Annotated in this window: 2 protein-coding genes; one reads left to right on the top strand and one right to left on the bottom strand. The window is 21.6% G+C overall.

Features of this window, described 5'->3' with window-relative positions; all coding sequences use genetic code 11:
* Positions 1-1,562, top strand: a 1,562-nt coding sequence (locus RI01_RS03655; protein WP_017192994.1) for a hypothetical protein, incomplete at its 5' end; no start/stop codon positions are given.
* Positions 1,563-2,127: 565 nt separating this feature from the next.
* Here the strand turns inward: RI01_RS03655 and RI01_RS03795 are convergent.
* Positions 2,128-2,319 (bottom strand): hypothetical protein, encoded by a 192-nt coding sequence (locus RI01_RS03795; RefSeq protein ID WP_017192993.1) that lies wholly within the window; start codon positions 2,317-2,319, stop codon positions 2,128-2,130.
* Positions 2,320-2,809: the final 490 nt, after the last annotated feature.

The following is a 2,809-nucleotide window of genomic DNA, read 5'->3' as shown; positions in this document are numbered from 1 at the left end:
GTCATTCAGTACCATTTCTTTGGGGCTCACCCGATGCAGATAAAGTTGTTATTAAAGAAAATGAAAAAAATATTTCAGAAGACAATGATAAAACAGTTCAAAAATTAAATTCAGAATTAAAACGTTTAAATAAATTTAATAATGAGAAATTGTATCGTTTAAAATTAAATAATGAATATAATAAAGATTTCGAAAAATTAATTAATAATGAAAAAACATATTTAAATAATGATGTAATCCAAATTTGTGAAGAAGCAGATAAAATTGAACAAAAATTAATTCAAAATGATTCACAAATATCTCAATTACAACAATCTTCAGATAATATATCTTTAATTGTTTCTGAAAATAAAAATAATATGATTGATATTTTTGAGAAAATTAACAAAAGTAATTATAATTTCAAATCTATTATTAAAGAATTACAACAAAAAATAAATGAAATAAAAAATGTTTTAATAAACAAACACGAAAAGGTTTTTATTAAATTTGATTTTCAAACACAAACATCGCTAACAAATGACCAAATAAAATTAAATGAACAATTATCTGGTTTAATAAATTTATTAAATAATGAATCAAATAATATAAATATTGTTGATAATGTAACAAATGAAATAAAACAAATAAAAGAATACGAAGATGTTTTTAAAACATATGATAATATTGATAATGTAAGATTAACAAATGAAATATTAGTTAAAATAGAAGAAATAAAAAAAGATTTAAAAAAACAATATAATAATGTTAATGATAACTTTGTCAAGAAAATAGGAACATTAGAAGGCCAAATTGGCAAAATACAAATAGACTTAGAAAAAGAATTAAATTCGGTATTTCAGCAAATAAAAGAAAAAAAAGACACATTTGAATGTATTAAAGATGAAATTAGAAATCAATCAAAAAAATTAGAAGAAAAATTAGAACAAAAATTAGAAGAAGATATAATGTCAAATGTGCAAAAAAGTATTAAAGAAAATATTCAAAAATTGTATAAAGAGGATTCATGTAATTCATTAACTTATCCATTTGTACGAATAAATAATTATGATAATAATCCAAAAAGAATAACAGCTATACATGAATCAGGACATACTTTAACTTTTTTATATCATCTTAAAAAATGTCCGCAAAATGAAGAAGAAACAGTAGAAAATATACAAAATAAAATAAAACAATTTATAAATAAAGTTACAATTAAACCGGATTCAGATGAAGGATATGAAGGATGTTTTTTTCATAAACAATATGGAGACGCCATATGTTCTATTCAAGTGAATTTAGCAGGTTTAGTTGCAGAATGTTTTATAAAAAATCATTCGATTGAAGGTAAAACTGGATTTTATTCAGATTTTAATCATGCAAGAGTTAATTTACAATCAATAAAAGAAAAACAACCAGACAATCAACAATTCAGAAAACATATTGCTGAAGTAGAAAAGATTATTTTCCAAAACAACAAAGTTTTAATACAGTTGTGTAACGAATTATTAGAAAAAGAAACATTATCTTCAGAAAAAGATTTAGATTTTTTTACAACATTATATACACAAATCAAATGATTTATTATACAAAAATAAAAAAATCTAAAAAAAGAACAAAAACAAGATTAACAAATTCAATAAAAAATATACGATATTATTGAGTCAATCTAGTTATTATTAAATAACCTTAATTAAAAATATTTATTGCACTCTAAAAGTTAAGGCAACTTTTTACTTTTTAAAAATTCTTTAAGACTAACTTAAAAGTTAGTCTTTTTTTCTTTTATGGATCCCACTGCTGCGACCGATTATTTGGACTCCTATTCAAAAAAAATAAAACAAACTATACTAATCCTTACATTAATATATATAGCGGATTTTTTAAAAAAAAGTGCCACTTTTTTGAAATTTTATTTAACTTTTATTTACTTTGGTTTTGACTACTGCAAATAAGGAATCTTTGGCGCCCAGACCTCTGTTGTAGTTTGTTTGATTTAATTGACCATATTTATCTTTTTTATTTGAATCGAGTTTATGTAATTATAAGGTGTCTAATTTGTGAAGATTAATTTTGCCGATTAATTTTTTGATGGCGTTTTTAGATTCATTTCGATAATTAATTTTAAAGATCTTATAATGGGTTTTAATGGGGGGGTAAATCTGAAAGTAATTTTGTATTACTAGAAGAGAAATTTTCATTATTTAAGGTTTTTTTTTGTTTAATTTCGTCCAAGATTTGCGGATCAACGAAGATAGTATGTTTTTTAGGGCGATAATTGGCTTTTTGGTATTTTTTTTTATTTTTAGTGTGGTTTATAATATTCAGGTTAATCAATTCTTGTCCTAAAGTTTGAAGAAATTGTTTGATTTATCGTGATAGATTCAACGCGTTTGGCGTTCCAACAACATTTAACTTTAATTATAATAATATTTATTTACTATAATTAAACATTGTTTAAACAAACCGACAAATACCCTTTTTTAATGGATTTTAGAAAAAATAATTAGAATAAAAAAACAATAATACGTTTTTATAGCCTTAAAGTAATGTTTTTAACCCTTTAAAAAGAAAAATTATATATAAACATCAACTTTGTTTTTAAATAGGTGAAAAAGGTAAAAAAACAATCTTTTTCTAAAAAATAAAAAATATTTTTCCTTTTCTTTTTGGAAAAATAATATTTAATTTCAAGATATAAGGATTTTGCTTTAATCTTTTTATTGGTTTACATAATATACATTATAGGAACCAATTAATATGAAAAAATAACGATTTTTAGTTACTTTTTTTATATTAATTTTATATTTTTAAAATGAAAAAGATT

The organism is Italian clover phyllody phytoplasma str. MA1 (assembly GCF_000300695.1).
Taxonomy (GTDB): domain Bacteria; phylum Bacillota_I; class Bacilli_A; order Acholeplasmatales; family Acholeplasmataceae; genus Phytoplasma.
The sequence above is the reverse complement of the archived record's forward strand: the minus strand, read 5'-3'. Positions and strand labels throughout refer to the sequence as shown.